The 22,528-nt window shown below is 63.8% G+C and carries 16 protein-coding genes and 3 pseudogenes; 5 read left to right on the forward strand and 14 right to left on the reverse strand.

Features of this window, described 5'->3' with window-relative positions; all coding sequences use genetic code 11:
* Positions 1-6 precede the first annotated feature (6 nt).
* Positions 7-819 (reverse strand): N-acetylmuramoyl-L-alanine amidase, encoded by an 813-nt coding sequence (locus ACSKB8_RS07650; RefSeq protein ID WP_438103505.1) that lies wholly within the window; start codon positions 817-819, stop codon positions 7-9.
* Positions 820-1,322: 503 nt separating this feature from the next.
* Here ACSKB8_RS07650 and ACSKB8_RS07655 point away from each other — a divergent pair.
* Positions 1,323-2,045 carry a hypothetical protein gene (locus ACSKB8_RS07655; RefSeq protein ID WP_438103506.1) on the forward strand — a complete coding sequence of 241 codons (723 nt, stop codon included), beginning with the start codon at positions 1,323-1,325 and terminating at the stop codon, positions 2,043-2,045.
* 23 nt (positions 2,046-2,068) lie between these two features.
* Here the strand turns inward: ACSKB8_RS07655 and ACSKB8_RS07660 are convergent, their stop codons facing one another.
* The 4 genes and pseudogenes from ACSKB8_RS07660 to ACSKB8_RS07675 all read right to left on the reverse strand — a co-directional run bounded on the left by ACSKB8_RS07660 (position 2,069) and on the right by ACSKB8_RS07675 (position 6,005).
* A complete protein-coding gene (locus tag ACSKB8_RS07660; RefSeq protein WP_438103507.1) occupies positions 2,069-2,965 on the reverse strand; it encodes a TauD/TfdA dioxygenase family protein in 897 nt (298 codons plus the stop codon).
* Between the two features lie 261 nt (positions 2,966-3,226).
* Positions 3,227-4,508: pseudogene (gene ispG / locus ACSKB8_RS07665) on the reverse strand (flavodoxin-dependent (E)-4-hydroxy-3-methylbut-2-enyl-diphosphate synthase).
* Positions 4,509-4,520: 12 nt separating this feature from the next.
* Positions 4,521-5,475, reverse strand: a pseudogene (locus ACSKB8_RS07670) (DMT family transporter).
* A gap of 35 nt (positions 5,476-5,510) precedes the next feature.
* Positions 5,511-6,005, reverse strand: a complete 495-nt coding sequence (locus ACSKB8_RS07675) for a Fur family transcriptional regulator (protein WP_091896613.1) — start codon at positions 6,003-6,005, stop codon at positions 5,511-5,513.
* A gap of 157 nt (positions 6,006-6,162) precedes the next feature.
* Here ACSKB8_RS07675 and ACSKB8_RS07680 point away from each other — a divergent pair, with 157 nt between their 5' ends.
* Genes ACSKB8_RS07680 through ACSKB8_RS07690 form a run of 3 tightly spaced genes read left to right on the forward strand, consistent with a single transcriptional unit; the run spans position 6,163 to position 9,368 of the window.
* Positions 6,163-6,645, forward strand: coding sequence for a MarR family winged helix-turn-helix transcriptional regulator (locus tag ACSKB8_RS07680; protein ID WP_091896610.1), 483 nt, complete (start codon positions 6,163-6,165; stop codon positions 6,643-6,645).
* Entirely contained in the window at positions 6,638-7,807 is a 1,170-nt protein-coding gene (locus ACSKB8_RS07685; RefSeq protein ID WP_438103508.1) for an HlyD family secretion protein, read from the forward strand. Before ACSKB8_RS07680 ends, ACSKB8_RS07685 begins: the two co-directional genes overlap by 8 nt.
* Before the next feature lie 4 nt (positions 7,808-7,811).
* Positions 7,812-9,368, forward strand: coding sequence for an MDR family MFS transporter (locus tag ACSKB8_RS07690; RefSeq protein WP_091896559.1), 1,557 nt, complete (start codon positions 7,812-7,814; stop codon positions 9,366-9,368).
* An 80-nt stretch (positions 9,369-9,448) separates the two neighbouring features.
* On the opposite strand, the gene ACSKB8_RS07695 is transcribed toward ACSKB8_RS07690, so the two are convergent.
* The 8 genes and pseudogenes from ACSKB8_RS07695 to ACSKB8_RS07730 all read right to left on the reverse strand — a co-directional run bounded on the left by ACSKB8_RS07695 (position 9,449) and on the right by ACSKB8_RS07730 (position 19,635).
* A complete protein-coding gene (locus ACSKB8_RS07695) occupies positions 9,449-10,777 on the reverse strand; it encodes an IS4 family transposase (RefSeq protein ID WP_438103509.1) in 1,329 nt (442 codons plus the stop codon).
* 265 nt (positions 10,778-11,042) lie between these two features.
* Complete coding sequence (locus tag ACSKB8_RS07700) at positions 11,043-12,134, reverse strand: phosphotransferase (protein WP_438103510.1); 1,092 nt, start codon at positions 12,132-12,134, stop codon at positions 11,043-11,045.
* A 49-nt stretch (positions 12,135-12,183) separates the two neighbouring features.
* A complete protein-coding gene (locus tag ACSKB8_RS07705; RefSeq protein ID WP_438103511.1) occupies positions 12,184-13,872 on the reverse strand; it encodes a methyl-accepting chemotaxis protein in 1,689 nt (562 codons plus the stop codon).
* Positions 13,873-14,075: 203 nt separating this feature from the next.
* Positions 14,076-14,678: a protocatechuate 3,4-dioxygenase subunit alpha gene (gene pcaG / locus ACSKB8_RS07710; RefSeq protein WP_438103512.1), complete on the reverse strand. Its 603-nt coding sequence runs from the start codon at positions 14,676-14,678 to the stop codon at positions 14,076-14,078.
* Positions 14,679-15,380, reverse strand: a complete 702-nt coding sequence (pcaH, locus tag ACSKB8_RS07715) for a protocatechuate 3,4-dioxygenase subunit beta (protein ID WP_438103513.1) — start codon at positions 15,378-15,380, stop codon at positions 14,679-14,681.
* 249 nt (positions 15,381-15,629) lie between these two features.
* Positions 15,630-17,093: a trehalose-6-phosphate synthase gene (locus ACSKB8_RS07720; RefSeq protein ID WP_438103514.1), complete on the reverse strand. Its 1,464-nt coding sequence runs from the start codon at positions 17,091-17,093 to the stop codon at positions 15,630-15,632.
* A gap of 231 nt (positions 17,094-17,324) precedes the next feature.
* Positions 17,325-18,146: a trehalose-phosphatase gene (gene otsB / locus ACSKB8_RS07725; protein ID WP_438103515.1), complete on the reverse strand. Its 822-nt coding sequence runs from the start codon at positions 18,144-18,146 to the stop codon at positions 17,325-17,327.
* A gap of 3 nt (positions 18,147-18,149) precedes the next feature.
* A pseudogene (locus ACSKB8_RS07730) lies at positions 18,150-19,635 on the reverse strand (MFS transporter).
* Positions 19,636-19,817: 182 nt separating this feature from the next.
* Between ACSKB8_RS07730 and ACSKB8_RS07735 the strand changes: the two are divergent.
* On the forward strand, positions 19,818-20,192 hold the full coding sequence (locus ACSKB8_RS07735; RefSeq protein WP_128940947.1) for a DUF3175 domain-containing protein: 375 nt from the start codon (positions 19,818-19,820) through the stop codon (positions 20,190-20,192).
* A 230-nt stretch (positions 20,193-20,422) separates the two neighbouring features.
* On the opposite strand, the gene ACSKB8_RS07740 is transcribed toward ACSKB8_RS07735, so the two are convergent.
* Positions 20,423-22,456, reverse strand: coding sequence for a methyl-accepting chemotaxis protein (locus ACSKB8_RS07740; RefSeq protein WP_438103516.1), 2,034 nt, complete (start codon positions 22,454-22,456; stop codon positions 20,423-20,425).
* Positions 22,457-22,528: the final 72 nt, after the last annotated feature.

Raw genomic sequence — 22,528 nt, forward strand, 5'->3', positions numbered from 1 at the left:
AGCAATCTACCGCCGCTCGCAAAACTCCCTCATCGCGGCCGCAACGGCCTCCGCAACCGCTTCCTGCCGTTCCGACGAATTCATTTCCATCTCCTCGTCGCGATTGATGATCGAGCCGGCCTCGAGCAGCACCGCGGCGCTTCTCGTCCGCGAGAGCACGATGAGCCCGTCGTAGCGGTAGACGCCGACGTCCTTGTCGAGCAGCTGGTGCCGGTAGCGGCCCATCACCGGAAGGGTGTATCGCCTCGCATAGTGCAGGCCCTGCTCCTTCAACTGCCTGCCGATCATCCGGGCCAGCAACAGGCTGGTGGCGAAGTGCGCATTCTGGTGCGACACGAACAGCGAATGTCCCGAAAAGCGGTCGCTGAAATAGCTGGTGGCGCCGTCGAATTCCCAGCTCTCGAGCAGCTTGTCCGGCACCGAATCGTGATGGACCGAGAGGAACAGATCGGCCCGGTCGTCATTCGCGACACTGACGCGCTTGAACAGGCTCGCCCTCGCCTTGCCGTCCGTGACGAGCAGGCGGGTTGCGGCAAAGCCTTCGGACTTGAGTTTTGCTGCGATCAGACTTGCGAGACGGAAGTTGAAGCCGAACTCCGGATCATTGCGCGCGCTCAACGCGCCGTAGGAGTTCGGGGTGTGCCCGACATCCACGACGATGCGGAATTTCGGCATCTCGCATTTGGCCGGCGGCGACGGCTTCGGCCTGGGTCTCGTGATTTTTCGCGCGGCAGCAGCCTCGCCGGCGTCGACAAGGGCGAGCGGCGACAGCAGGATCGATGCGACGAGCCCGGCGATGATGCTGCGCGATTGCCCCAAGCTCTACTCCGCTGCCGCGATCCGCGGGCGACCGACGCAGCCCGCGACATCGCCGAAACTTTCCAGCATCACGGCGGGCAGGTCTTTGGTCTTGCTGGTGACGCCGGCAGGCAAGCTTGGCGCAGCTCAAACGAACGGTCAATAGACTGCGAATAGTCACTTCCGTGGCACTGCAAGAGCGATTGATCGATCGACGCTCAAGTTGTATCATTTCGATATTTCATTCTTAGATTTGGAGGATCAATTGCCCGATACCCCACCGCATGACCCTGACCCGCCCCCTGCCCCGCCAACGGGCGGCACGGGCTTTTGGCGGATTGTTCGCACCATAGGGAAGCTCGCTCTGGGCGGCGTCATTATCGTCGCTGCCTTGTTTCTCGCGCGATACGCCTACGACAGTTTCAACGCACCGAGCTCGGACAGGACAAGAGTTCGCACAACTCTACTCGGACGTCAGCATCGCCGCGATACAGGAATGGCAGCTTGCCCGCGCTGACCACGAGATGATCGCCGCGGCGGTCGCCTCCTGCTCGAACATACAGGATCTCGATGCCCAACCGGATTTCATTCGGGCCGCGCTAAGGTTGGACACGCTGCCCAACGGCAGCCGCGGCTACTTTCCTTCCAAAGAACGACAAAGCAGCGGCACGCTGACGCTGTCGAACTACCAGCGCGCCGTCATATATCTGAGCGATTCGATCACCCGCAGCAGAGTCGAATCGGCCACCGCCGCGAACCTGAACTATTCGAGCATGTTCTGGTTTCAGCTTGCGATCGTCGGGATCGGTGCAATCACCACAATCCTGATCAGCATCAAATCCATTGCACCGACGGGCGATTCCCCGACGACGAACAACTTGTCGCTCTGGGTTGGCATCCTCGCCATAATATTCTCTTCGTTGGGCACGGCGACCTCCGCGCTGAATTCCTTCTACGGTCCTCGGGAATCATATCTAAAGAGCGAGCGCTCGCTGGCGGGACTTCGGCAACTTCATTCAGACATCGCAGCGAAGATCGCGAGCACGACTTTGCAACCACCGGACAAGTGTCCAAAGTTCGACCCGAAGGACAAAGACGACACGTACGGCAAGCAGGTGCAGGATTGGGCCACCAAACTCGGCACCATACTCAATGCTGCCGATTCCGGAAGCACATCATCGCAAAACACCAGCGGCACCTCCAATGCGGCGTTGCCCAAGGGAGCATCCATGATGCCACCTAACTGATGCCGAAGCTTTCTCGGCGGCGCCTACACCGGCCGCTCCCCCTTCACCGTCACCCGCGTGCCGGAGCGCGTATGCGGCCAGTAGTCCCACATCGCGCGATGCTGGGTGCAGCGGTTGTCCCAGAAGGCGATGGCATTCTCGGTCCAGCGGAAGCGGCATTGGAACAGCGGGTTCTCGGCATGCTGGTAGAGATAGGCGAGCATCGCATCGCTCTCGTCGCGCGGGATGCCGTTGATGTGGCGGGTGAAGCCGCGGTTGACGTAGAGCGCCTTCCTGCCCGTGACCGGATGCGTGCGCACCACCGGGTGCTCGGCATGCGGATAGGAGGGACGGTCGGCGACGCCGTAATTGGCGTAGAGGCCGCGATAGATCGGCTCGCCGTCATGCAGCGCGGTGAGCCCGTCGAGATAGGCCTTCATGCGATCCGAGAGAGCGTCATAGGCCGCATACATGTTGGCGAAGAGCGTGTCGCCACCGCGCGGCGGACATTGCTTGATGTAGAGGATCGAGCCCATCGGCGGCTCGAGATCGCAGGACACATCCGAATGCCAGCCCTCGCCATTGGCGCGCGGCGAGTCCTTGTCGGCGTAGATCTTCATCAGCGCCGGGTCTTCGTCCTCGTGCGGTGCGGCCGGATGAAAATGCAGCTCGCCGAACTTGCGGCCGAAGGCGAGATGCTGTTTTGGCGTGATGTGCTGATCGCGGAAAAAGATCACGAGATTTTCGGCAAGCGCGCGGTGGATTTCGTCCATCTGCCGGTTGGAGCGGGTGTCGCCCTCGACGAGCCTGCCGATGTCGACGCCGGAGATTTCCGCGCCGATGATGGGCGTGAGCTTTTCGACCGCGATGGTCTCATAAGGGGCGCCGTCATCGGCGGTGTGGCGATAGCGCGGACCCTGCTTGCCGGCGAGCGAGCTCATGGCGTGTCTCCCGATCATTTTGATTGAGAGCATGGTAGCGCGCGGTGATGGATGTGCAATCTGCACCGCAAACATGGCCGTCGTCCCGGACAAGCGTAAGCGCAGATCCGGGACCCATAACCACAGGGTTAGGTTTGGCGAAGACTCGGAGTGACGACCTGCCATAACCACAGACTCTGTGGTTATGGGTCCCGGATCTGCGCGCGCTTTAGGCGCGCTTGTCCGGGACGACGGAGGTGTGTGGGGCGAGAGTAGAGAAAACTACTCCGCCGCCGTCACCGGCAGCTTGGCGCCCTGGCCGTAGCGCTGGTCGATGTAGTCGATCACGAGCGCCTTGAAGTCGGCGGAGATCGTGGGCCCGCGCAAGGTGCGGAACTTCTTGCCGTCGACGAACACCGGGGCGGCGGGCGCTTCGCCGGTGCCGGGAAGCGAGATGCCGATATTGGCGTGCTTGGATTCGCCGGGGCCGTTGACGATGCAGCCCATCACCGCGACGTTGAGCTCTTCCACGCCGGGATATTTCGTCTTCCAGGTCGGCATCTCGTCGCGGATGAAATCCTGGATCGAGCGGGCCAGCTCCTGGAACGTGGTCGAGGTGGTGCGGCCGCAGCCCGGACACGCCGCGACCAGCGGCACGAAGGTGCGGAAGCCCATGGTCTGGAGCAGCTCCTGGCCGACCTGCACCTCACGGGTACGGTCGCCGCCGGGCTCCGGCGTCAGCGAGATGCGGATGGTGTCGCCGATGCCCTGCTGCAGCAGGATGCCGAGCGCAGCCGAGGACGCCACGATGCCCTTCGAGCCCATGCCGGCCTCGGTCAGACCGAGATGGATAGCGTAGTCGGAACGGGAGGCGAGATCCTGGTAGACCGCGATCAGATCCTGCACCGCCGAGACCTTGGCCGAGAGGATGATGCGATTCTTCGGCATACCTAGCTCTTCGGCGCGCGCGGCCGACAAGAGCGCCGACTGCACCATGGCCTCGCGCGTCACCGCGCGCACGTCGCGCGGATTGGCCGAGGCCGCGTCTCGTCCATCAGCTTGGTGAGCAGTTCCTGGTCGAGCGAGCCCCAATTGGCACCGATGCGCACCGGCTTGTTGTTCTTGTTCGCGATCTCGATGATGTCGGCGAACTGGGTGTCGCGCTTGTCCTTGAAGCCGACATTGCCGGGATTGATGCGGTATTTGGCGAGCGCCTCGGCGCAAGCCGGATAGGCCGCAAGCAGCTTGTGGCCGATATAGTGGAAGTCGCCGATCAAGGGCGTGGTGATGCCGCGCTTGGCGAGGCCATCGCGGATGTGCGGAACGGCGGCAGCGGCTTCCTCGCGGTCCACGGTGATGCGAACCATTTCGGAGCCGGCGCGCGCGAGCGCTGCGACCTGGGCGATGGTGCCGTCGACGTCGGCGGTGTCGGTGTTGGTCATCGACTGCACGACGATCGGCGCACCGCCGCCCACTGAGACGTCGCCGACCTTGACCTGGGTGGTCCGGTGCCGGGCGCGGGGCCTGCGAGATCGGAATCGATGGTGTTTTCGAGCTTGTTCATGGGGTCCAAATATCAGGTTTTGGTGACGTTCAGCAATGCATCACGCGGCGCCGCAGCCGTTTGGCTCGGACGGTTAACCAGAAAAAGCCCAGCAATTACAAGGACCGCGGCGGCCCCGAATGTCAGGCTTAAGGTGTCGTGCATGATGAAATAGCTACCGACCACGCCAAACAAAGGGGTGATGAAGGTAAAAGCCGACAATTTGCTGGCCGAATAAGCCTTCACCAGTGCGAACCAAAGCGTGAACGTGGTTCCCACCACCCAGATCGCCTGGAAGGCCATGAGGGCGAGCGATAGTGGCGCCGGCGTGTGCGTGATGGATTCGCCGAACAGCCAGGCCGCCAGCCCCAGGATCGGGATCGAGGTCGCGACCTGGTAGCCCAGCGCCTTCTCGGGCGCGGCGAAGCGCAGCCGCGTGCCCTTGGCGACCAGCGTGGTCGCCGCCCACAACGCCGCGCCGCCGACGATCATGAGGTCGCCGAGCAACACCTTGGCATCGACATCCGGCTGCGGCACGCCGATGGCGAGCGCGACGCCGGCAAAGCTCACGGCGAGCCCCAGCCATTGCGTACCGCCGAGCCGCTCGCCGAGCACCTGGTAGGAGCCGAGCGCGACGAAGAACGGGGCGGTGTAGAGGAACACGACCGCGCGCGACGCCGGCGTGAAGCGCAGGCCCTGGAAGATCAGAACGAACTCGATGCCGAACATCGAGTCCGGCGATGAGGCCGGGCTTCCAGGTACCGTCACGTTCGAAGAAATTGACGCCACGCAGGGTGCCGATGATGAACAGCACCGGCAGCGCGCCCATCGAGCGGATCGTGGCCTGGAGCATCGGCGGGATGTCCGGCAGCACCAGCTTCACCGCGATCTGGTTGAAACCCCAGGTCAGGCACAGCATCAGCATCAAGGCTATGGCGCCGGCACTGAGGGGACGTGCGGCGGATGGTATGGCTTGTGGCGAGGACATCTCTTCCCGAATACCGGCTTTGTGCCGTTGTTGCTTTAAGCAGCTTTCTGACAATGGGTGCAGACGCCCGTGATCTCCACCACGGACAATTTGGGGGCGAAGCCTGAGCTGCGCGCGGCGGCATTAAGGTCCTTGGCGAAGGAGGCCGACGGGATCTCGCCGACCAGGCCGCAGCGCTCGCAGATCAGGAACGCGACGGCCGAGGTCGCGTCGTGGTCATGGGCGGCGCAGGCGAGATAGGCGTTGCGGCTCTCGATGCGATGCACGAGGCCGTTGGCCATCAAGAAATCGAGGGCACGATAGATCGTGATCGGCGCCGGTCGCGCCATCGACTTGGCGAGCTCGTCGATCACCTCATAGGCACCGAGCGGGCGGTGGCTGGAGAGCAGCGCCCCGAGCACCTGACGGCGTATCGGCGTGAATTTCTGTGCGCGCTGCTCGCAGACCTGTTCGGCATGCGCCAGCGCATCCGCAGTGCAGCGGCCGTGATCGTGGTCAGGCGCGGGGAATGCCGGCTTTGCGAGGGTCATGCGGCCCATCTTCTAGCATTTCGGCGAGGGAACCCAAAGCGCGACCGCCATTGCGGCTGTCAGCCATGCTCTCGCTGCGGGACAGCGTCGCATCAATCTGCCCTGGAATAATCATAAGCTTGCTTATTATATTGCAGGCTCATTGGAGACGAAGCTCATGACCCGCGGGTCGGTCGACCAGAACTTCCTGTTCACGCTCGCTGAGCTCTATCGCCTGCTGCGCGTCTATGCCGACAAGGAGGCGTCGCGCTTCGGCATCACCCGCGCGCAATGGGCGGTGCTGGCCAAGGTGGAGCGCAGCGAGGGCATGAAGCAGTCGGAGCTCGCCGAGCTCCTGGAGGTGCAGCCGATCACGCTGACGCGCCTGATCGACAAGCTCTGCGACAATGACTGGATCGAACGCCGCAGCGACGCCTCGGACCGCCGGGTCAAGCGCCTGTACCTGAAGAAGGCGGGCCGGCAGCTGCTCGGCCGGATGAGCGGGCTCCGGTCCGAAATCACCGCCAACGCGCTCGATGGCATCGCCCCGGCCGATGCGCACCGCCTCCTCACCCAACTCGAAACAATCAAGGAAAACGTGCGGAACGCGACCCAGACCAGCGGCGCGGAACAAGCGCGTAGGGAGCAGCGCTATGGCTGATCAGGTTCTCAAGTTCCAGCCCGAGCAGAAGAGCGACAGCGGCAAGCCGACCAAGAAAGCCGGCAGCGATCCGCGCCGCCGCTTGGTGGCGGGCCTGCGCCGCTATCGCCGCTTCCTGCTTCTGGTCGTCTTGCCTGTCATCGTCGCCATCGGCGGCATCACCTTTTATCTGCATGGCGGCCGCTATGTCGGCACCGATGACGCCTATGTCGGCGCGCAGAAGGTGCTGGTGACGCCCGACATCTCCGGCAAGATCCAGAAGGTCGTGGTGAAAGAAGGTCAAGTCGTCAAGCAAGGCGACGAGCTGTTCGAGATCGACCCCGTTCCCTTCCGTCACGCGGTGGATGAAGCCAAGGCGCAGCTCGCACAGGCCCGCACGACCTACGACAACCTCGTTGCCAACATCAAGATCTATGGCGACATGCTCAACCTCGCCCAACAGGGCGTCGATCTCAAGCAGCGCGACGTCGAGCGCAAGCAGGCGCTGGTGAAGAACAATTACGGCTCCCAGCTCGATCTCGACAACGCGGCGAATGCGTTGGTCACCGCGGGCGCGCAGGCGCAATTCATCAAGCAGCAGCTCTCCAATGCCAAGACGCAATTGCTCGGCGATCCCGCCTTGCCGCTGGAGCAGTTCCCGCCCTACGCGCAGGCGAAAGCCAAGCTGGACGACGCCCAGCGCAACCTCGACCACACCGTGCTGCGCGCGCCGATGGACGGCGTGGCGACGCAGGTCGAGCAGATTCAGCTTGGCCGTTACGTTGCCGCCGGCGCGCCCGTGTTCTCCATCATCGACGTCGCGCATCCCTGGGTCGACGCCAATCCGAAGGAGAGCGACCTCACCTACGTCACCGAAGGACAGCCGGTCACGCTCGAGGTCGACGCTTTCCCGAACCACCTCTTCAAGGGCAAGATCGGCTCGCTCTCGCCCGGCACCGGCGCGCAATTCGCGATCCTGCCGCCGCAGAACGCCACCGGCAATTTCGTCAAGGTGGTGCAGCGCGTGCCTGTCAGGATCTATTTCGACGAGACCGACAAATACGTGCGGAAGCTGAAGGCCGGCATGAGCGTCTACGCCACCATCGACACCGGCCATCGGCGTTCACTCGCCGGCCTGTTTGGCCTGTCGGCGACCGCGGGCCAAGACCACGACAAGGACTGATCCGATGTCCGGTCCCCACGCCAACCTGATGGTCCCCGGCCTGCGCCGGAACATGGTGACGATCTGCGCCATGACCGCGACCATCATGCAGGCGTTGGACACCACCATCGCCAATGTCGCTTTGCCCTATATGCAAGGCACGCTCTCGGCCTCGCAGGACCAGATCAACTGGGTGCTGACCTCCTACATCGTCGCCGCCGCGATCATGACGGCGCCGGTCGGCTGGATCGCCAACCGCTTCGGCCGCAAGCGCATCTTCATCATCTGCTCGGCCGGCTTCACCATGGCGTCGGTGCTGTGCGGCCTCGCGCAGGACATCAACCAGATGGTGCTGTTCCGCCTGCTGCAAGGCGTGTTCGGCGCCGCCCTGGTGCCGCTGTCGCAATCGGTGATGCTGGATTATTACACGCTCCAGGAACGCGCCAAGGCGATGTCGATCTGGGGCATGGGCGTGATGATGGGCCCGATCATGGGCCCGTCGCTGGGCGCCTGGCTCACCGAGACCTATTCCTGGCACTGGGTGTTCTTCGTCAACCTGCCGTTCGGCGCCATCACCGTGCTCGGGCTGATCGTCTTCATGGACGAGACCCGGAAGGATTTCAGCCTCAAATTCGACTGGTTCGGCTTCGCCGCGCTGGCGATCGCGATCGGCGCGCTTCAGCTCGCGCTCGACCGCGGCGAGCAGTTGGGCTGGCTGGAATCCAACGAGATCCTGGCGGAGTTCATCGTCTCCGCCATCGCCTTCTACTTCTTCCTCGCGCATTCCTTCACGACCTCAACGCCGTTCATCCGCTTCGCGCTGTTTCGGGATCGCAACTTCGTCACCGGCTGCGTGTTCATGATCGTGATGGGACTCGTGCTGTTCTCGACCATGGCGCTGGCCTCGCCCTACATGCAGAACGTGATCGGCTATCCCATCATCACCGCCGGCCTGCTGCTGGCGAGCCGCGGCTTGGGCACCTTTTTCGCCATGATGCTGGTCGGCCGCATGATGCGTTATTTCGAGGCGCGCACGCTGATCATCACAGGGCTGGCGCTGACTGCAGGCTCGCTGTTCCAGATGACCGGCTGGACCGACCTGACCCAGGTGCCAGAGATCGTCACCGTCAGCGTCATCCAGGGCTTCGGCTTCGGCCTCGTCTTCGTGCCGCTCTCGACCGTGGCGTTCCTGACGCTGTCGAACGATTTGCGCACCGACGGCACCGCGATGCTGACCCTGATGCGCAACGTCGCGAGCTCGGTCGGCATTTCCGTCGTCATCGCCGAGCTGACGCAGGGAACGCGGCGGACCTACGCGATCCTCTCCGAGCACATCAACCCGTTCAACCACGCGCTCCAGATGCCCAGCGTCAGCGGCATGATCAATCTCTCCACCGACGCCGGCCGCGCCATGGCCGACAGAATGGTCAGCGTGCAGGCGCAGATCATCGCCTTCGCGCACGATTACCAGCTGGTAATGGTCTTCATCCTCTGCACCATTCCGCTCGCTTTGCTGATCGGCTCGACCAAGGCCACACTGCGCAAGCAAGCCGCGGGGCCGGAGCACGCGGTGATGGAGTAGGTACGTCGTCGTCCCGGCGGAGGCCGGAACCCATAACCACCAGATTGAGTTTGACGAAGACTCGGAGTTGGCAGCTCACGCTACAACCTCTCCCTGGGAGTATGGGTCCCGGCCTTCGCCCTAGGGCATGCACCATCTCTGAGGCTCCATCCTGCTGCGACGGCGTGGAAGTATTCGAGGCCGTTCTTGAAGGTGATCGGGCCCGGCGGCTTGGACGATGGGTAGCCGTCCCAGCCGCCGAGGCGACCAATGATCCAGGCGGCCCAAGCGAGGCTATCGGGCGGATGTGGGTTCTTTAATCGCTTGCTCCCGGCTTCGAGTTGACGGTTGAGGGCGGTGAGCACGTTAATTTGGCCGTTGTCGAAGGCAGCGAGAATGGGTTGGCGACTGCCATTGCGGGCCTGCAGAAGTTGGATTGTGATGACGGCCGCCTTAGCGGCAATCGCGACCAGCTTGAGAAGGCGATCGGCGGTTCCGATCTGGCTGTCTTCGAGCTTGAAGCCTTGTGTCTTCAGGATGCGGAAGAACTGCTCGATGATCCAGCGTTGCTTGTACCATTGGACGATGCGCCAGGCGTCCTCGATGCCGGTAACCTCGTGAGAGGTGAGAAGCCGCCAGTGCAGCGGCTCTACCCCGGTTTCGGCATTGATCTCGCGCACATCGACCACCGCCAATGGCAAGCTTTCCGGCAGATGGCGCAGGAACTTACTCTGTGGGCGGGCGAGCTCGATTGCGCCAAAGCGAAGTTCGAGGTGAGCCAGGCGGGCGGGCCGCGCGGCGCGCGCAGGCAATTGGATCGCACGCCGATCCACCGCGGCCATGGCATCGCTGACCTCATACAAGCCGCTGCGGTCGGCAAGCTTGCGATCATGCATGCTGCGCGCGATGACGTGGAAGTGTTGCTCGGCCGAGCTGGCATAAAGGGCAAAAATATCGCTCTCGCGGTCACCCAGCACCGTCACCGCTGTGGCCTTGGTGAGGAGCGGCTTGGCCGCCATGGCAGTGGATATCCAGCGCTGCAATTCCTTGTCCGATAACTCCCGATCGTCGTGCGAGGTCGTGCGGCGACCTGTGCGCGTCCATATCTGCCCGCTCAAAAGTCCAAGACAGTTGCCGTCATCGGCATCCACAGCCAGCAGCGGATGCAGCAGCACGCCGTGGTTATTGCCTTTGCCGATTTCTCCGAGCCCGCGCCGGCGTTGCGGTGTGGTGTTGAAGTGGATCTCGCTGGTGTCCTGGATGGCCAGCACGTGGCGGCCCTCTACCGCAGCGACCGTGCTTTCGCTCCAGCTTTCGATGATCCGCTCCACCGTCACCTTGTCATGGCCAAGAAAGCGGTTGAACCGCACTTCCAGCGCGCGGTTCCCCCTGGAGAGCTGCCGAAGGCAGACGAGTTTGCCCACAACCATGCGTTCGACGAACGCCGCCCCCTTTATCGAGACGACGATCCCCGAACCGGCCCAGCGTCCAGTCAATCCGTGACAACATCGCGGCACCCCGTCCAAATCATGGAGTGCCGCAATACGAATCACACAGAACTCTGATTCTGGAATCCTCCCAGGCCGATCCGAGTCGATCCGCCGCACCAGATATGTGCATGCCCTAGGGCCTTCGCCGGGACGACACCGAGAAGGTTGAGCCGTCATCGCGCCTCACGAGGGAGCGGCGCACCGCCTACCCCAACAACTCCTCGCACCCCAGATCCTCGACCGCCATCATGATCCGCTCCAGATGGTGCCACCAGATCACCGGCGGGATGTTGATGGCCCATTGCCAGACCGGCTTAGTGATGTGCCAGAGCACCGACAAGCGGTAGTCACGATCGAGCGCGCCGCGCGTGTATCCGGTGACGCCGCTTGCGAGCAATGTCTCGTGATAGAGATTGAGCAGGGGGCGCTCGAGCGCCTGCCGGCGCTCCGGAAACCAATGAAGCGCCATCATGTAAGCGAGGTCGTTGGTCGGGACATTGACGCCCCACAGGTCGAAATCGAAGATGCGCACGGTGTCGGCAACGCCAGCGCGCGGCAGGAAAAAATTCCAGGTATGGGCATCGCCATGGGTGATGCTGAGGTTACGGCGCGAATGGTAGCGCTCGGATAGCCGGGCCGACTGGTCGATCAGGCGACGATAGAGGAGCCGGCGTTCTTCGCTGAGGCGATCGCCGAGCAGATCGGCGAACCGGTCGTAATGGCCGGCAAAGCTCTCCATGTGCTGCGCGCTGTCTTCGGGGCTCGCCCAGGTGCCGATCGTGTCGCCGAGATCGGGATGGTCCCACCAGGCCGCATGCCAACGCGCGAGCGTGGTGACGATCGCGACTATTTGCTCGCGCGACGGCGGCAGTGGCCATTGGGTTGCGATCTCATGGCTTTCGGTGAGGTCCTCGAGCAGGAGATGCCAGGTCCCGCCCGGCTCGTCGAAGCGTCCGTCGAAGCAGCGCGGCACCAACCCCCACGGCATGTTCGGTGCGAGCTTCGTATAGAAGGTCACCTCGCGCCGGCCGCCATCGACGAGCGTCTTGGCAAAGTCGGCATGTGGCGTCTTGAGGATCAGCGATTGCGGGGCGCCAGCTGACTCCCCAACATAGCGCAAACCGAGACGCATGATATGTGACACGACGGTGTCGCGCTGATGCAGCACCTTCACCTCGCGGACCGCGCCAGCGTCCAGCACGCCGCCTCTGCGCAGCGCGGCCGTCAGTCGGGCGGGCTCAATGACCGCCGGCAATTGTGGGGATGTCATAACCACGATGCCCCTGTCCCGCGCCATACTGCACGATCATAACCCCACACACCAGCGGCCGAGTTGATGCCGGGCGTCACGCCGCCGCGGTCGAGTCGCGCACGGTCCTGACCACCACCGACCGCAGCTGTTCGAGATTGGCCGCCATGCCGGCGATCGCCTGCCTGACTTCCGCGGCGCGCTCGTTCACCGCGGCGGCGTCGCGGCTGACATTGCCGATCTTGGCCGAGACCTCCTGTGCCGCGGACGCCGATTCGGAGATCGACCGCGTGATCTCCCGCGTCGCGGCATCCTGTTCTTCCATCGCGGCGGCAACCGAGGTCGCGACGCCGTCGATCTCGACGATGTGGCCTCCCATGGTCTCGACTGCATCGACCGCGGCCTGCGTCGAGGTCTGGATCTCGGCAATTAGCCGCCCGATCTCCTCGGTGGACTTGGCGGTCTGATCGGACAAGGATTTCACTTCGGCGGCGACCACCGCGAAGCCGCGGCCGGCCTCGCCGGCGCGCGCCGCCTCGATCGTGGCGTTGAGCGCGAGCAGGTTGGTCTGGCCGGCGATGCCGCCGATCAGATCGGAGACCTCGGCGATCTTCTTCACCGACCCGGCCAGCGCCTGAATGGTCGAGCGCGCCTGCTCGCGGCCGGCGACAGCAGATTTGGTAACGGTGCTGGTTCGCGCGACCTGGCTCGCGATCTCTCGGATCGAGGCGCTCAGCTCTTCGGCCGCAGCCGAGACGGTCTGCGAGCTGCCGAGAGCCTGGGTGGAGGCCGCGGCGACCGCCTGCGATTGCGCGGAGAGCGAACTTGCGATCTCGGACAGGCTGGTGGCGGCGCGCTCCACGCCATGCGTCGCCGCGCTCGCGGTGTCGACCGATCGGCCGGTCTCGCGTTCGACGGTCTCCGCCATCTGCTGCAGGGCGCCGCGCTTGGCGAGTGCGGCCTCCTGTTCCTGCCGCAACTGCTCCTCGCGCAGGCGGGAATTCTCGACCGCCGCCTGCTTGAACACCAGGAGTGCACCGGCCATCGAGCCGACCTCATCCCGGCGGTGCGCGAAAGGAATGTCGGCGGCGAGATCGCCGGTCGCGAGCTTCTGCATCGTGTCAGTCATGCGCACGATCGGGCGCACCACGCCGAGTGCAACGCCGAGCAGGCCCGCGGCAATAAAGGCGAGGACAGCGGCGGAGACGCCGAGGAGGATGTAGAGCATCGAGCTGTCGCGATCCGCGGCCAGCTTCTCCATGGCGGCATTCTGCCTGTTGGCGCTCTCGACGATGCTGTCGATGACGGTGCGATGCGCGGTGTAGGCGTCCTTGAGCTGCGCATAGGCGCGCTCGGAAGCGGCCGCGTCCTTGGCCTTGAGGGCCGGCAGGAGCTGGTCGGACGCCTTCCAGAATTTCTGCACCTCGGCATCGGATTTCGACACCAGCGCGGTCTTCAGATCAGCCGACAGGCTGGAGGAGATCCAGAATGCCTTGCGCTCGTCGTAGTCCTTGCGGAGCTGGACCAGGCGCTCGCCATGGGCCGCGAGCTGGTCCGGCTCGCGCATGGCGAGGGTGGCCTCGAGATAGGCTTCGATGACGTATTCCGGCGGCGGCAGGATGTCGGCGATGAGGTCGTTGCCGAGCTTGATGTCAGAATAGAGCGGGCCGCCGACCTTGAGCTCGCGTAGCGTATAGAGACTGGTGGAGACCACGGCCGTGAAACCGAGGGCCAGGACGGTGCCGAATGCAATGATCGCAGAAGAAAGCGAAAGACGAATTTTCATGGAACAATCCAATGCCGCACGTCGAAATCCAAATGGATCCTAAACGACTGCGGTAAACACGGGATTGCTACGCGCGGAAATTGAATCCGCGCGAACTCCGGGGAATTACGGGAAAACGGTCGAGGGGGCTTCCGATACCCGCCCCGGCGGTCGTCCCGGACAAGCGCGCCTCAGGCAGGCGCGGATCCGGGACGAGGCGGGAGTTAGACGTCGAAGAACACCGTCTCGTCGTCGCCCTGGAGCCGCAGGTCGAGGCGGTAGACCGCCTTGCCGGCCTCGCGCGTCGCGACCAGCGTGGCGCGGCGCTCAGCGGGCACCAGCGCCAGCACGGGGTCGGCGGCGTTGCCGGCCTCGTCGCTGAAATAGATGCGGGTATAGAGATGCCTGAGCATGCCGCGCCCGAACACCGCAAGCAGGATGTGCGGCGCCTGCGGCTTGCCCTGGGGATCGGGCACCGCGCCCGGCTTGATGGTGTCGAAGGAATAATTGCCGTCCTTATCGGTGCCGCAGCGGGCAAAACCGCGGAAGCTCGCATTCGGCAGCGCACGCTTGTCCTGCGGGTCGGCGAAGCGGCCCTGTGCGTCCGGCTGCCAGATCTCCAGCATGCAATCCGGTACCGCGATGCCGTCGCCGTCGAATACCCGGCCCTCGATGCGGATACGGTCGCCGGAGACGTCGGGGGTGAGCGTCGAGTTGGTGAATGCGTCGTTCCAGGCGTATTCGCCGTTCGGCGTCAGGCCGTATTTGAAGAACGGGCCGACGGTTTGCGATGGGGTGATACCATTGGGCTTCACAGAATCCTGCACTTAATGGTTCTCCATAGGCGTGGCGTTCTGGCCGCGCAGCACGATGTCAAAGCGGTAGCACAGCGCCCATTCCGGCTTTGTGTTCTCGAGATCGAACGAGGAGACCATCCGCGCCCGCGCCTTCTCGTCCGGCACCGAATCGAAGATCGGGTCGAACGGGAATAGCGGATCGTTCGGGAAATACATCTGCGTCACGAGACGCGTGACGAAGGAGTGACCGAAGACCGAGAGGTGGATGTGCGCGGGCCGCCACGCATTGTGATGATTGCCCCAGGGATAAGCGCCCGGCTTGATGGTGACGAAGCGGTAGTAACCGGAGGCATCGCTCACGGTGCGGCCGGCGCCCGTGAAATTCGGATCGAGCGGCGCCGGGTGCTGGTCACGGACATGGACATAGCGGCCGCAGGAATTGGCCTGCCAGATCTCGACCAGCGAGTTCGGCACGCCGCGGCCGTCCTCGTCGCGGACGTGGCCGTGCACGATGATGCGTTCGCCGAGCGGCTCGCCACTGTGCTGATGGGTGAGATCGTTGTCGCCCTCGCGCACCGTCTCGTGGCCATAGACCGGACCGGTCAGCTCCGACAGGGTGTGGCGCATCGGGATCAAGGGCTTGTTCGGCGCGCGCTTGATCGAGCTCTTGTACTCGGGCGACAGCGGCAGCGGATGCGCCTTGTTGCTGTCCGTGGGATAGGTAAATGTCATTTGGCGAACTCCTCCCCGGCCATTATGGTCCGGCCGGTCAACGCTTCCGCCAATCATTATAGGATATAACTAATTTGGGGAAGCGGGTTTCGCGGGCTTCCTTTCTTCACCTCGCCCGCAAGCGGGGACGGGTCGGATCGCCCCGGCGATGCGAAGCATCGTCCGGCGCGATCCGGGCAAGGGGGTACAGGTCCTTTCATAAATCACGTGCGGCCCCTCTCCCCGTAAAAACCGGGCAAGGGAAAAGAACTAGATCAACCGCACACCTGAGATCGCCGACTTCAGCCAGCGCAGCGCCTGCGGCGGCTGCGCTGCGAGCGGGACAACGGCGGCCTTCTCGGTCCGGCATTTCTCGAGCTCAGCCACGAAGTCGGTCGACCATTGCTGGATGGTGTGGCCGCGCAGCTTCTTCATCATCACGTCCCAGCGCATCTTGCGCTCGGTGAGCGGCATTGATGCCGCGACCGCGATCGCGCGCGCCATACCGTCGATGTCGTGCGGATTGACCATCAAGGCGGTGTCGAGCTCGTTGGCCGCGCCGGCGAACTTCGACAGCACCAGCACGCCGGGATCGGCCGGGTTTTGCGCAGCGACGTATTCCTTGGCGACGAGGTTCATGCCGTCATGCAGCGGCGTCACCACGCCGATTTGCGCCGTGCGGTAGAGGCCCGCGAGCACGGTCTGGCTAAAACCCTTGTTCAAATAGCGGATCGGCGTCCAGTCCACTTCGCCGTGACGACCGTTGACGTCGGTGACGAGGCGCGCGACCTCGTTCTGGAGATTGCCATAGGCCTCGATGCCACCCCGCGACGGGTTCGCGATCTGGAGCAGCGAGATGCTGCGCGCAAACTGCGGATGCTCCGTCCAGAGCCGGTCGAATGCACTGATGCGGTTGACGAGGCCTTTCGAATAGTCGAGGCGGTCGACGCCGATCGCGAGGCGCTCGCCATTGAGGCTGCGCCGCAGCCGCGACACGTCGGGATGCGAGGCCGACTTCGCCGCATATTGCGCGAACTTTTCCGCATCGATGCCGATCGGAAACACTTCACAGCGCGTGCGGCCATGCTGAGAGATCGCAACACCGTCCTCGATGGCGAGGCCGAGCTCGCCGCCGACATAAGTGAGGAAGTTCTGGCAATCCTCATTGGTCTGGAAACCGAGCAGATCGTAGGCCAGCATCGCCGTGATCAGCTCGCGATGATTGGGCACGCCCTGCACCACCGCGGCGACGGGCCACGGTGTATGAAGAAAGAAACCGATGGGATCGCCGACGCCGAGACTACGCAGTTCTGCGCCGAGCGCGAGAAAATGATAGTCCTGCACCCAGAACGCGGTTTTTGCTTTTCGAAAACGCATCAAGGCGCGCGCCATGAAGGCGTTGACCTCGCGATAGCTGACATAGTCCTCGCGCGAGACGCGGATCAGATCGCTGCGCGAATGCAGTGCCGGCCACAACGCTGAATTGGCAAAGCCTTCGTAATAGCCGCCGTAATGTGCCGCCGGCAGATCCAGCGTCGCAATCGCGCCCGAGCCCAGTGCTTCGATCTCGGCGAACGGTTCCTTCTGATGGCCATCACGCACGCGGCCTGAAGAGCCCACCCAAATGGCCCCCGAATGTTCCACCACTGGCAGCAAGGCCGCCGCGAGGCCGCCCGTCATGGGTTCATTGGGTTTGCCGCGCGCGACGCGATTTGAAACGACAACTAAGTTCACAGGTCGTCCCCTCCTGTTTCATTCCAGCCCGTTTAACTGCCGTTCATCAATATGGTTCCGGATCATCGTTTCAACGAATTGAAACCAAAATCGGGCGTGCGCGTTGGAACTGGCTTCCCTCGCGGAACCCGACAATTCATCAGCTTTTTACGGTGTGTGTTGCGCAGCATGCATTGCGATGCGCAACGATACTGCCGGGTATTATGTCCGCGAGGTGGCGCTGCCTTTGTTTCACCTCGGATCGAGCAAGCGCGCAAGGAACGCACGCACATCGCTCGGCGCATCGAAGTGACCATTCACACCCATGGCGCGGCGGCCGACCGAGAAGGCGAGCCCGTCCATATCAGGCATGATCGCGAACACGGTCTCATCCGTGACGTCGTCACCGATGAACAGAGGACGACGTCCCCTGAATGGCTCATGCTTCATCAATTCGTGCACACCGCTCGCCTTGGTGAAGCCGGAATGCTTGATCTCGCAGACGAATTTGCCAGGCAGCACCTCGATCGGCGCATTGGGCAGATCGGCGCGGATCAGCGACACGGATTCGTCGATCGCCTTCTCCGCATGCGGCGCAAGGCGGTAATGCAGCGCCAGCGAATAGCCCTTGTCCTCGAGCAGAATTCCCGGGCTGAGCTTGGCGATCGCAGCCAGCCGCCGCTTCAGCTCCTTGTCCAGCGGCGGCGCGTGGACGTCATCGGCTTCACTGTCCACCGACAGCCGCATCTCGGCGCCGTGACCGGCGACGGCGCGAAACACGTCGGGCGCGAAGATCAGGTCGATGTCATTGAGCGAGCGGCCGCTGACCAGCGCCAGCGCGCCGGAGGTGCGTTCCACCAGACGATTGAGCGTGTCCGATAGCCCCGGCGGCACCCACACCTCGCGCGGCGTCGGCATCAGGTCGAGCAGCGTTCCGTCGATGTCGAGCAGGATCGCGGTCTCGTCCAGATGCGGCACGAGCGCATGCGGCACCGGCACCGTTTCCGGCGTCTCGTCGTCACCAGGGATGGTGAGCTTCTCGTCCAATGCCATTTCCGCAAGTTCCGATTTCATAGTCTACTCCATAAAGGCAAGCGGCCGTGCGATTTGTTCGAGCGATTTGCGCTCTGCCGAGACGGCATAGCGCCACGCCACGATCGCGGCCGCGATCATCAGGACTGCCCCCAGCAGATAGCCGGCGAACACGCTGGTGCGTGATCCCGTGTCGATCAGCGCGCCGAATAGTGCCGGCCCGATCACGCCGCCAATGCCGGTGCCGACTGCATAGAATACTGCGATCGCCAGCGCGCGGACCTCCAAGGGAAAGTTCTCGCTGACGGTGAGATAGGCCGCGCTCGCGGCCGGCGAGGCGAAGAAGAAGATCACCATCCAGGCCACGGTCTGCCCCTGCGCGCTGAGCGCGCCGATCGAGAACAGATAGCCTGACAGCGCCAGCAACAAGCCCGATACGCCATAGGTGAACACGATCATGGTGCGGCGGCCGAGCGTGTCGAACAGGCGGCCGAGCAGCAGCGGACCGAGGAAGTTGCCGGCGGCGAAGGGCGGCAGGATACCAGCCGACGTGATCGGCGCTGATGCCGTAGAAATCGGTCAGCACCAGCGCGAAGGTGAAGAAGATTGCGTTGTAGAAGAACGCCTGCGCGCTCATCAGCACGAGGCCGACCAGCGCGCGCTGACGATAGGCAGAGAACAGCGTGTGGACGACCTCGGGGATCGGCGTGTGATCGCGCATCTTCAGGCGGATCTTCGCAAAGCGTCCGTCGCTCGTATCCTGGCCTTGTCCGATCACCGAGCATTCGATTTCGTCGACGATGGCATGCGCCTGGTCGGGTCGGCCGTGGATCATCAACCAGCGCGGGCTCTCCGGGATCCACATCCGCATCAAGAGCACGACGAGGCCGACGGTCGCCCCGATCAGATAAGCGAGGCGCCAGCCGAGATCGGGACCGATCAAGGCCGGATCGAGCAGCACGATGGCCGCCACCGCGCCCATCGCAGCGCCGATCCAGAAGCTGCCGTTGATGATGAGATCGGTCCAGCCGCGATAGCGCGCCGGCACCAGCTCCTGGATGGTCGAATTGATCGCGGTGTATTCGCCGCCGATGCCGGCGCCGGTGAGAAAACGAAACAGCGCGTAGCTCGCGATATCCCATGACAGAGCAGTCGCAGCCGTCGCCGAGAGATAAAGCGCAAGCGTGATGAAGAACAATTTCTTGCGGCCGATGCGATCGGTGAGCCAGCCGAAGCCGAGCGCACCCAGCACCGCGCCGGCAAGATAGGCGGAATTGGCGATGCCGAGATCGAGATTGGAGAAATGCAGCGAGGGACTCTGCTTCAGCGCGCCCGAGAGCGCACCGGCCAGCGTCACCTCGAGTCCATCGAGGATCCAGGTGATGCCGAGCGCGAGCACGACGCGCGTATGAAAGCCGCTCCACGGCAGCGCATCGAGGCGCGAGGGAATGCTGGTCTCGACGACGCGATCCGTCGCCACCGCCGAGATCGCAGATTCATAATTCAGCGCTGGGCTTTGCTGCAATTCCATCGCGTTGTTGTGTCTGATCAATGGAAGCGGCCCCGGTTCACATAGCGTGGACGGGGTCGATCCGATGATGGGGATGCGGCATTCCGCCTGCCACCTGCGACAACGTTTGCGACGAGGCTGGGTTCCCATAGGAACAGCTGCCGAGAACATCCGTTTTCGATGGAGCTGCAAGGAGTTGACGCATGGCTCAGGTCAGAAAGACGACACATTCACGGAAGACAGGCGCGCGCAACACCGCGCGCCGCAAGGCCAGCACGACACGCAAGAGGTCAAGCCGACGCGCAGCACCGAAGCGATGGTCGCAGCGTGTGACGAAGGAGAGCGACGCACTCGATCTCAAGCGCGGTGTGTTCAAGCTCAAGGACCCCAAGAAAATCGCGGGCTCCCTGAAGCGCTCGGCCGAGCACAGCTCGCGCCGCAAGGCAGGTGCCTATCGCTCCGCGCTGTCGATGCTGACGTTCTACATCAACCGCGCCGGCAAGACGCTGCCGAAGACGCAGCGCACGCGACTGGAGCGCGCGAAGGTGGAGCTGAAGCGGGCGTTCGGGCGGGAGTGAGATTCAAATTTCCGCTGTCGTCCCGGACAAGCGGAGCTCCGGCAACGCGAAGCGTTGTCCGGAGCGGAGCGCAGATCCGGGACCCATACTCCGCAGCAATCGTTTTGCGACGACTCGGAGTTGCCAGCTCGTGCAGCAACGCAATTCGGTGGTTATGGGTCCCGGATCGGCGCGCGCTTGAGGGCGCGCTTGTCCGGGACGACAGCCGAGGGTGGTGCGACTGCAGGGCCTTACGCCGCCCGGATATTCGCCATGAAGCGGTCGAGCTCGGCGCGCAGGCGGGTGCTTTCGCTCGACAGCGTCTTGGCCGAGTTCAGCACCTCTTCCGAGGCCGAACCGGTTTCGGCAGCGCCGCGGTTGACCTCGCCGATATCGGTGGCCGCGGTCTGGGTGCCCTGGGCGACGGTCTGGACGCTGCGGGCGATCTCCTGCGTTGCCGCACCCTGCTGCTCGACGGCGCTCGCGATCGAGGTCGAGATCGACGAGATCTGGCCGATGGTCGCGCCGATCTCCTTGATCGCGGCGACCGATTCGGCCGTGGCGCCCTGCATGCCGGTAATATGCGAGGAGATTTCATCCGTCGCCTTCGCCGTCTGGCTCGCCAGCGACTTCACCTCGCTCGCAACCACCGCAAAGCCGCGGCCGGCTTCACCGGCGCGCGCCGCCTCGATGGTGGCGTTGAGCGCCAGAAGATTGGTCTGCTCGGCGATCGCCGTGATCAGCTTGACCACTTCGCCGATCTGCTGGGCGGCATGCGACAGTTTGCCGATGCGGCCGTCGGTCTCCTTGGCCTGCACCACGGCGGCCTCGGCGATGCGGCTGGAATCGCGGACCTGGCGGCCGATCTCCTCGACCGAGGCCGACAGCTCTTCGGTCGCGGTCGCCACCGACTGCATGTTGGAGGACGCCTGCTCGGAGACGCCGGCAACCTGGCTCGACAGGCTCTGCGTGGTCTCGGCGGTGCGGGTCAGCGTGGAGGCCGCCGATTCCAGCTGCACGGCGGACGCCGAGACGTTGGAGACGATGGCGCCGACCGCGCTCTCGAAATCGTCGGCAAAGCGGATCAGCTCGGCGCGCCGGCTTGCCGCCTGCTCCCGGTTCTGGACTTCGCTGGCAGCGGCATCGCGCTCGGCCTTGGCCACCGCCTGAACCTTGAACTCCTCGACCGCGCCGGCCATCTCGCCGATCTCGTCCTTGCGGCCAAGTCCCGGCAGCACCACGTCGAAATTGCCCGAGGCCAGCTCCCGCATCGCCTTGCACATCGCGATCATCGGACGCGAGATACCATTGCCGAGCATCCAGGCCAGCACGGCGCCGACGGCAAGACCGCCGAGCGCCATCATCAGCATCAGCCGCTCGGTCTCCCCAATGGTCGCATTGGCGCTCGCCTCGATGCGCTGCTGGTCGGCGGTGAGGTCCGAACGCAGCTCGGCCGAGAGCTTGAGGATGGACGCGGCCGTCTTGGTCATCTCGCCGTTCAGCTTGACGATGACCTTCACGTTTTCGGTCAGCTTCGCGAAAGAGGTGCGGTACTGCTTCAGGAGATTGCCGATCTCGGTGACGCGGTCGGTGATCTTCTGGTCGTTCGCGTAGATCGAGACCAGCAAGGTCTCCAGAAACTTGATGCGGGCGATCACGCCATCGGCGGTCTTCGGCTCTGGCTTGGCGACGAAGGCGCTGACCGAGGTGGAAACCGCCAGATATTGCGAGGTGACGTCCTTGGCCGTGGTCTGGACCGATGCAAGCCCCGCCAGCGCAGCCGTGTCGGCGAGATCGTCGAACTTGAAGCGGATCTTGTTGCCGACGCTGTTGAGCTCATCGGCCGCGATCTTGTTGTTCTCGCGGGTCAGGGTGATGATCTCACCGAACACCTTCGTGAAGCGCTGGAATTCGGCCTCGAGCTTGCCGACCTGCTCACGGCGGGCGGCCCCGGTCGTGGCAGACATCGACTTGCCGATCGCGCTCCTCAGATTCTCTTCGGCGGCCTTGGCCGCGGTCTCGTCATCCGCCGCACCCGTCAGCGTGTAGGCCCGCGCCAACCCCTGATAGGCGATCAGCTCGCGGTCGACGGTCCGCGCGAGATCGGCTTCCGAGACGCTTGCGCGGTAGGAGCCCACGGCGGCCTGGATCCGCTCGAAGCCGAAATAGGCGAAAGCCATGCTGACGGCGAGGATGGCGAGCACCGCCACGAAGCCAAGGATGATTTTTGCGCGAAACCGTAGCGTTGGCAGCTTCGATTGCTGCGACTTCGACTTGACCGACATTCCCCACCCCATTCCATTCGCGGAAAACCAGGCGCAGCCGGAAGCAGCCCGCTTCCCGACTCCGCGGCACGT

The sequence above is a fragment of the Bradyrhizobium sp. BR 1432 genome (assembly GCF_051547705.1).
In the GTDB taxonomy this organism is placed as follows: Bacteria; Pseudomonadota; Alphaproteobacteria; order Rhizobiales; family Xanthobacteraceae; genus Bradyrhizobium; species Bradyrhizobium zhanjiangense.

Bases quoted from the DNA above. Each gene is read 5' to 3' on its own strand.
- ACSKB8_RS07655 (WP_438103506.1), top strand. From the start codon at position 1,323: ATGATCGCCGCGGCGGTCGCCTCCTGCTCGAACATACAGGATCTCGAT.
- ACSKB8_RS07660 (WP_438103507.1), bottom strand. From the start codon at position 2,965: ATGAGCTCGCTCGCCGGCAAGCAGGGTCCGCGCTATCGCCACACCGCC.
- ACSKB8_RS07675 (WP_091896613.1), bottom strand. From the start codon at position 6,005: ATGACCCTCGCAAAGCCGGCATTCCCCGCGCCTGACCACGATCACGGC.
- ACSKB8_RS07680 (WP_091896610.1), top strand. From the start codon at position 6,163: ATGACCCGCGGGTCGGTCGACCAGAACTTCCTGTTCACGCTCGCTGAG.
- ACSKB8_RS07685 (WP_438103508.1), top strand. From the start codon at position 6,638: ATGGCTGATCAGGTTCTCAAGTTCCAGCCCGAGCAGAAGAGCGACAGC.
- ACSKB8_RS07690 (WP_091896559.1), top strand. From the start codon at position 7,812: ATGTCCGGTCCCCACGCCAACCTGATGGTCCCCGGCCTGCGCCGGAAC.
- ACSKB8_RS07695 (WP_438103509.1), bottom strand. From the start codon at position 10,777: ATGGTTGTGGGCAAACTCGTCTGCCTTCGGCAGCTCTCCAGGGGGAAC.
- ACSKB8_RS07700 (WP_438103510.1), bottom strand. From the start codon at position 12,134: ATGGCGCGGGACAGGGGCATCGTGGTTATGACATCCCCACAATTGCCG.
- ACSKB8_RS07705 (WP_438103511.1), bottom strand. From the start codon at position 13,872: ATGAAAATTCGTCTTTCGCTTTCTTCTGCGATCATTGCATTCGGCACC.
- pcaH (WP_438103513.1), bottom strand. From the start codon at position 15,380: ATGACATTTACCTATCCCACGGACAGCAACAAGGCGCATCCGCTGCCG.
- otsB (WP_438103515.1), bottom strand. From the start codon at position 18,146: ATGAAATCGGAACTTGCGGAAATGGCATTGGACGAGAAGCTCACCATC.
- ACSKB8_RS07735 (WP_128940947.1), top strand. From the start codon at position 19,818: ATGGCTCAGGTCAGAAAGACGACACATTCACGGAAGACAGGCGCGCGC.
- ACSKB8_RS07740 (WP_438103516.1), bottom strand. From the start codon at position 22,456: ATGTCGGTCAAGTCGAAGTCGCAGCAATCGAAGCTGCCAACGCTACGG.